5 protein-coding genes are annotated in these 7,622 nt (G+C 57.2%); 1 reads left to right on the forward strand and 4 read right to left on the reverse strand.

From position 1 onward, the window contains the following. From ACF8AM_RS09355 to ACF8AM_RS09365, 3 genes are all read right to left on the reverse strand, one after another. Window positions 1-521: flagellar cap protein FliD N-terminal domain-containing protein (locus ACF8AM_RS09355; RefSeq protein ID WP_392555381.1), on the reverse strand; the 521-nt coding region annotated here is incomplete at its 3' end. A 507-nt stretch (window positions 522-1,028) separates the two neighbouring features. After that, window positions 1,029-1,409 carry a hypothetical protein gene (locus ACF8AM_RS09360; RefSeq protein WP_392555382.1) on the reverse strand — a complete coding sequence of 127 codons (381 nt, stop codon included), beginning with the start codon at window positions 1,407-1,409 and terminating at the stop codon, window positions 1,029-1,031. A 104-nt stretch (window positions 1,410-1,513) separates the two neighbouring features. Further along, entirely contained in the window at window positions 1,514-2,077 is a 564-nt protein-coding gene (locus ACF8AM_RS09365; RefSeq protein ID WP_392555383.1) for a hypothetical protein, read from the reverse strand. Between the two features lie 316 nt (window positions 2,078-2,393). Here ACF8AM_RS09365 and ACF8AM_RS09370 point away from each other — a divergent pair, with 316 nt between their 5' ends. Further along, window positions 2,394-4,952, forward strand: coding sequence for a DNA topoisomerase (ATP-hydrolyzing) subunit A (locus ACF8AM_RS09370; RefSeq protein WP_392555384.1), 2,559 nt, complete (start codon window positions 2,394-2,396; stop codon window positions 4,950-4,952). A gap of 495 nt (window positions 4,953-5,447) precedes the next feature. On the opposite strand, the gene ACF8AM_RS09375 is transcribed toward ACF8AM_RS09370, so the two are convergent. After that, window positions 5,448-7,310, reverse strand: a complete 1,863-nt coding sequence (locus tag ACF8AM_RS09375; protein WP_392555385.1) for a type II and III secretion system protein family protein — start codon at window positions 7,308-7,310, stop codon at window positions 5,448-5,450. Window positions 7,311-7,622 lie beyond the last annotated feature (312 nt).

Below are 7,622 nucleotides of genomic sequence, written 5' to 3' on the forward strand. Positions count from 1 at the left end.
GCTTGCGACAAGTCGACTTCGGCCGACGTTCCGCTTCGGTCGGTCAGTCGAATGGAGCCACCTTCCACGCCCAAGCCGTTGTTGAGTTTGGACAAGCTGACTTCGGAGTCGACAAAGCCGCTGGGTTTGATGGTCAGTGACCCAGAAAGCCCCAGTGCATCGTCGATGGAGCTGAATGTTTGAGCGGATGCAACGCTATGTGTCGCTGCCGTCCGAAGTGTGCGTACCGAATGATTGCCGTTGACCGCATCGTCGCTGGTCGAAACGGACAATGCGTCGTCGTTCGATGTCGTCGTGCTCTTGCTGTTGAACAAGGCCGTTGAACCGAGCGCATCGCCCGCCAATTGCACACCGATCACAGACGCGGTCAGCGAGGCAATTTGTTCTTGCTGGCCAAGGTATTCCTGCGTTTTGGCCAGTAAGCGATCACGTGGCTGCGCACTGATGGCCATCAATTGATCCACGGTCCCGACAATATCGGTTCCAGTGACCAGTCCGATGGAGGATTGCAAGCGAGCCATGACGCACCAAAAAAGGTTCAATGAGGGTGACAGAGAATGAAGCGATCTCAGTCCAGCAACCATTTCATCGGCAAAGTCAACCTGTTTGGTTCACCCTTCGATGCCCTGTCCGTGTATCAAATCGCCGTGACGCTTTGAAAATGCGTTTTCATTGGAAACAAACCTTCATTTGTTTCGAAAAACGCATCACATGGACGTGGACGCAATCACTGGATTGTGACACTGAAGCCTAGGACGCTCTTGGGGCTCAGGTGGCCAGGACGGTGTACAACCGTTCGGCGGGCTCGCGATTTGGTGCGGCTTCGGCGATTTGTGCCGGTATTTCCAATGAGGGGGAGCCTGATTGAGCGGTGGCTATGCCCGCTCGTGAAACGAAAAAACGGTGTCACCGCCAAATCAGCCCCGGACGAGCAGATTCAGCGGAAACACCGTTTAGTGTGGTGTCGCGAGTTTTAGCGAGCGGATTTGCTTGCGAAGACTGGCGGATGTTTCAGTTGGCGATGCGGATCACCAAGGAGCCCTTACGTAGTTCAGGCCGAACTGGTCCGTGTGACTGGGCCAGTTTGGTGTGGGCAGGAAACGCCCCGGAGCGGCTGCGCCTGGAGTGCTCGCACTACGGCCGAACTGATGGTAGATCGGGTGGTTGGTGTTTTGGCTGACGCCCCACGAATACGTTTGCCGCATGTGAGCGGTCGGTGGAACGACCATCGCAGTTGGTTGACCGTAGGGGGCGTAGTAGTAATTGCTGTGCCACGGGCGAGTCTGAGCGAAGTTATGATTCCAGACTTGGGTCACCGCGTACGGGTCGCCAGCTTGGGCTTCTTCGGTCGAGCCGACCATGCCACTGAAAGCAGCAAAGGCGGCGAGGCTAAGGACGATGCGTTTCATAGCTCGGGGATCCTCAAGGGCGGTGGATTCTGGCAACAACATTCCGCTGCTGTGAACGGACGGGGGAGTCTGTTTCGCGAAACGTTCGCGTTGCCGAGGCTGGATCAGCGAGGCAAACGCAACGTGTTCCAGTAGAAATTGCTGGCGGCTTGGCGGACCGGGGGGCTGTAGTAAATCGCCCGGGTGCGGTTCATGCCACGACCATTGTCATAATAGTTGTGGTACCGGTCCTTGTGCCAATAAAGCATTTCGTTGGGGTAGAAAGGCTGGTATGTCAGGTAGGTGTGCCCGACATTGGGAGGAACCGGCACAGGCGACACGAACATTTGTGCGTTCGCGGCGTTGGCTGGGCCCTGGGTGTAGTAGTTGTAGAACAGGTCGGGCTGGCCGTACTCGCGGCCTTGAACGGCGACTTCGCCGGTCGCTGCTCCGCAGTCGCCCGTGGCACAACCGCCGGTGGCGGCACCTGAGTCGCTGGTTCCAATCACGGTGTCGCTGACGACGCGTGAGCTGACGATGTGTTCGCCTTGAGCCATTGCGGCGGGAGCGAACAAGGTGACGCTTGCGGTGCCGATGGCAATCGCCGCCACGGTGCGTGAGCGGCGGGTGATTTGCGTAGCAATCGTTTGGGCCGTCGCCACGGCAGCATTCCAATTTCGCTTCAACATTTTTCGTTCCTCCTCGAACGACGACGGACCAGTTGTCTGGCTTTTGGTTTCGACGCGAATTCGGAACAAAAACAGCCGATACAGATGCGGCGTGACGATCGCGAAAAACGGGGGAGTCCACCTAGGTGGCACGTTTCGCCTACGTCAGACGAGTTTTTTCAATCGAAAAGGACGCCCGACGCAGGCCAGACCAGGCAATCCGCGGTTTCACTAACAGCCCCGTGGTCGCTATAACCCCCAGACTCGCGCTCTGATCCGCGATTGCGCTTTTCATTCCTTTCCAACGAACGTCCCCAACGATTTAGGTTGATTCCGCGTGGCGAAACGTCGCAAAAGCTCCGATTCCGCATCCAGTCGCTCCAGTTCGTCCAAAAACGGTCGCTCCAAACGAGGCAAGGTGGACCCGTTTGATGAATCCCTGTTGGCCGAAATTGAGAACATTCCGCTGCGATTCGCGGCTCAGGATCGCTACCTGAACTACTCGCTGTCGGTCATCACCAGCCGTGCGCTTCCGGACGTTCGCGATGGGCTGAAACCGGTTCAACGGCGGATCCTGTACACGATGTCGCAGCAGCGACTCGATTCGTCGGCCAAGCACCGCAAGTGTGCCAAGGTCGTCGGCGACGTGATGGGTAACTACCACCCCCACGGTGACAGTTCGATTTACGAAGCGCTCGTTCGGATGAGCCAATCGTTCTCGCTGCGGATGCCAATGATCGACGGCAGCGGCAACTTCGGCAGCATCGACGGCGACAACGCCGCCGCCATGCGATACACCGAATGCCGGATGACACCCATCGCGTCGGAGGTCCTGGCGGATTTAGCTAGTCGCACGGTGGCGTTCAAACCCAACTACGACGGGACGCGAGAAGAACCGGTTGTCCTGCCGTCGCGTGTCCCCAGTTTGCTGGTCAACGGAGCAACGGGCATCGCGGTGGGGATGGCAACCAACATTCCGCCTCACAACTTGAAAGAAGTCTGCAACGCGCTGCTGAAGTTGCTGGCCAATCCGGATGTGAAGGATTACCAATTGGTCGCCGGGGACGCGATCCAAGGCCCTGACTTTCCCACCGGCGGGCACATCACCAACACCAAGGAAGAGTTGCGTGAGATCTATGCCACGGGCACCGGGACGATCAAACTGCGCGGCGTCGCGGAAGTCGCTGAAAAGTCTCGCACCGGCGACACCCTGCGAATCACCGAGATTCCATTTGGTGTCAACAAAGCTGCGATGGTCGAACGCATCGCCGAACTGGTCTACAGCAGCAAGCTGCCGCTCGTCCAAGAAGTTCGCGACCTGTCAACCGAAGACATTCGCGTTGATTTGCTTTTGAAGAAGAACGCTGATCCGGACAAGGTTCTCGCGTATCTCTACAAACACACGCCGCTGCAAACCAATTTCAACGTCAACCTGACTTGCTTGACGCCCACCGAAAACCCAGAGGTCGGCGCACCCAAGCGGCTCAGTCTGAAAGAGATCCTGTGGTATTTCTTGCACTTCCGTTTGGACGTGCTGACCGCGCGGTTGACGAACGAACTGCGAGCCCTGGAAAAACGGATTCACATCCTCGAAGGCCTCGCGTTGATTTTCGACGCGCTCGACGAGATCATCAAAATCATCCGCAGCAGTGATGGAAAAGCTGACGCGGCGGAAAAGATCATGAAGCGATTTCCAGTGCTGGATCCTCCACCACGAAAGTCTCGCCGCAAGGTCCAAGCGTCCAACGGTTTGGATGCCGAACAAACCGACGCCATCTTGGAACTGAAACTGTATCGTTTGGCGCGTTTGGAAATCAACGTGGTGCTGGACGAACTGAAGCAGAAACGCAAGCGTGTGGATGAGATCAACAAGCTGTTGGCCGACGATCGTGACGACTACACGTCCTCCGGACGTTGGGCGATCATCAAAGGCGAATTGCAATCGCTGATCACGGAGTATGGCAACACGCCCGAAGGCAAACGTCGAAGTGCCCTCGTCGTGCCAACCGAAGAAGTTGAGTACACCGAAGAAGACTTCATCGTGGCGGAGGATTGTCACGTGATGGTCACGGTCGATGGATGGGTCAAACGGCAAAAGCAAATCGCCGATCCGTCGAAGAGCCGTTTGCGACAGGGCGACGCAGTCCTGGCATGCGTTTCGGGCAACACTCGTGCAACGATCGCTTGTTTCAGCAGTTTGGGCGTTTGCTACACCGCTCGCATGATTGATATTCCGGCGTCCACCGGTTTCGGCGAGCCGATTCAAAAGCTGTTCAAGTTCAAAGATGGCGAACGCATCATCGCGGCCATTTCGATGGACCCGAGAGTCATTGGCGACATCAGTGAAGACCCCAACGGCAAATACTATCCCGCGATTCACGGGTTGGCTGCGACCACGGATGGTTATGCTCTGCGGTTTGGTTTGCAACCGTTTGCTGAACCGTCGACACGTGCCGGCCGTAAATTCGCTCGGGTCAAAACTGGGGCTAGCGTCGTGGATGTCGTGCCGATCACCGGAACGGAAACGGTGCTCGCCGTGTCGGCGGACGCTCGAGCGATGGTGTGCTCGGCGGATGAAATCAACTACTTGTCAGGGGCTGGCAAAGGGGTGTTGTTGTTGAAGTTGGCCGCCAGCGACAAACTGCTTGGCCACTGTTTAGCCCTCCACCAAATCCACCGCCGCCGAATCCTCCACCACCAAATCCGCCGCCAAACCCGCCGTTCTGCCCGGTGCCCTGACCGATACCTCCTCGGTTGCCCGTACCTTGCCCGTTCAAGAATTGCGTGTTGTAGACATTCGGCGCTTCGATTCCGCGAACACCGACGGATCGGTCTTCGACCAAGACAACCCATGGCTCGGCTTCCGGAGCACCATGTTGAGCAAGCAGACGTATGACTTCCGCTCGTCGGGATTGATTCAGCTTATCCGTGCGTGTCTTTGCGTCCTCGTATGACTCGCTCGTGTCGAGATGAAAGGAAGCGTTCTCAATCGCGATCCATTGTGGATCCTCCGCAAACGCGGTCGCGATTCGAGCTAGATGCTCCGAGCCCTTCGGCCCGAGTTGCTCGCCGCCATCAAACCATTCGTTCCGTTCGATGACCCAGTGAGCTTGTTGAGCACCGCGGCTCATCAGCTCTCGCCAGTGATTCAAGTAGGTCCCATTAGGAGCCTGAATGACCTCGGGATCAATCGGCTCGACGCACCGATCCACATTGGCAACCATCGCCGCCGGAGGAGCATCGACTTGCGTCCGCGGCAAACACTCCGCCGTGGAGCATGCCGGGTCGCAATTGGAATGGAGAGCCGGCGAGGCACACCCCGACACCAAAATCAACGAGCCAATTGTTGTGCGTAATCGTTGACGCGATTTATTCTGCAATCGATCGACAGTCATTTCACAATCCCTCCGTCAATCAGTTGCACGTTATTGTTTGGCAGTGGACGTCCCGACGAATGGCCGGGCATGCCTAGCAAATATTTCTGTTCGCTGCGTCGGAACGCGTGCATCTTGTGAACGTTCGTCCGAATCGGTGATCGGTAATCCTCCGCGATCGTGCCATACATCTCACCTCGCAGATAGAAATCGAGATCATCCGGCTCGAACACATCGCTGCCGGGAAGCGCCGGGGTCGTGCCGCTCGGCAAAGGTGACACCAAATAAGGCGTCACAACGACCACCAACTCTTGCTCTTGATAGTTCGATTGGTTTCTCGAGAACAGATTGCCGACGACTGGCAAGTCACCCAAATACGGAACCCGCGCCGAAGAACTGGTCAACGAATTGCGAATCAACCCCGCGAGGGCGAGCGACTCCGTATCGCGAAGTTCGACCGTGGATGTGACCGTGCGGGTACTCAGGCTCGGTGGCTGACTCGGATCGTTGTCTTCCGTGTCGGTTCCCGTTGTGCCTGTGGTACCGTTGCTGGTTTCGGAAATCGTCGCCTGCAGTTGCAAGCGGATCCGATCGCCGTCCGTCACCGTGGGCAAGACGCTCAACTGAACACCGAACGGAACGTAGCTGATGTTTTGGTTGACTGTCGCAACCGTGGATGTCGACTCCAGAATTGGGAACTGTCCGCCCACCAAAAAATTGGCAGGCTGGCCGCTGAGCGTGGTCAAATTCGGTTCGGAAAGTGAACGGGCAAGACCGAGTCGCTTCAACGCGTCGAACTGCAAGAAGAATTGATCTGTTTGGAACGTCAGACGTCCGATACCGGTCTCTTGAGTGAAACTGATATCGCTGGTCGTGTCATCGTCAACGCCGAACCGCGATTGAGTCAACAAACTGCGTCCGGAGTCTCGCACTACCTCCGCGAGAGTCACCTTCAGCATCACCTGATGGACACCCGCAATCTCCAACATGTTAATGATGCGGTTATTGATCTGAACGGCGTTGGCCCCGGTAGCCGTGTTGCCGTTGAGAATCGAGTCCACGCCTCCAGCATTCACGATTTCATCAATCGTGTAACCGGTCAACGCCTGAGACGAACCGCTTGGCAAATTGATCGTTGGGAACACACTGCTCGTCGCCACGTTTTGGCTCTCGACCGGCGTGATCGCGGTGGCTTCGTCGACTTGATCGTCGATCGGCAAGCTTTGTGAAACGATCCTCAGGATATGCGTCGCCTCTTCAATGTCGCGAGCCTTCCCGCGGACAACGACTTGCGATCCCACATAGCTCAAATCCACAACACTATTGGGAAACCCGCGATTGAGGTCGCGTTCCAGGTTTTCGAGCAGAGCATCGTATTGGCGTGACCGCTCCGGGTCTTCCGAGACTCGCACCAAATAGCTCAGCACCTCTTGGCCACTCGGGCTACTTGGATCTTTGAACCACAAGTTCAGGACCGTCGATCCGACTTCCTTGCCCGTGATGCTCAACTCCGCTTCGGTCAGACTCAACACGTCGACGATGTCGGGATCGCCGACTTGATCGCGAAAGGGCGGAACTTTAAATCGCAACACCGAAGGACGTCCGACGGTCACATCCAGCGTCCGCTCGGGATCAATGCGTTCGATCAGATAGCGTTGCTCTTTCGAGGTCAGCTCATCATACGTACGCGTTTGAGGCGGATTCGCCGGAGGAGCACGCCGCGTCGGTTCCGCGAGTCGCCCTCCCGGTGCCGGCAACCGGATCGCACCGGGATCCGAGAGATCCTGTGCGGAAGCAAGCGTGGGCAGGCATCCCAGCGCAACCACCCCAGCGGCAGTCAGCCGGAGAGCAGCTCGTCGAAATGCGCCGATGACAGGCATGCGTCACCTAATGATTATGGGTTGAGGGCCAAAAAACGCGGGCGACCAACCCCGTCAAACTCACTCATCGGCATAACCCGCAGCCAACTTGAGAACTTATACCGGTTGTCCCGATTCCCCGGCGGCAAACAGTGCCCCCACACCGTCGAACACACATCGCCTGCGCCCCCCATTCCGATGGGATCCTCGCGATTAGCCCGGCCCGTTCTGAACTGGAGTTGCTGTAATTCGACGCTCCCCTGGCTCCTGTCTCGATTCACCAGTCGCAACGCGACGGCAGATACTAGCCCCGGACGTCAGTCCGGGGACCAA

It is taken from the genome of Rhodopirellula sp. JB055, assembly GCF_043100905.1.
Classification (GTDB): Bacteria; Planctomycetota; Planctomycetia; order Pirellulales; family Pirellulaceae; genus Rhodopirellula.

Excerpts from the sequence above, each read along its gene's own strand:
- ACF8AM_RS09375 (WP_392555385.1), bottom strand. The coding sequence starts at position 7,310 with ATGCCTGTCATCGGCGCATTTCGACGAGCTGCTCTCCGGCTGACTGCC.
- ACF8AM_RS09365 (WP_392555383.1), bottom strand. The coding sequence starts at position 2,077 with ATGTTGAAGCGAAATTGGAATGCTGCCGTGGCGACGGCCCAAACGATT.
- ACF8AM_RS09360 (WP_392555382.1), bottom strand. The coding sequence starts at position 1,409 with ATGAAACGCATCGTCCTTAGCCTCGCCGCCTTTGCTGCTTTCAGTGGC.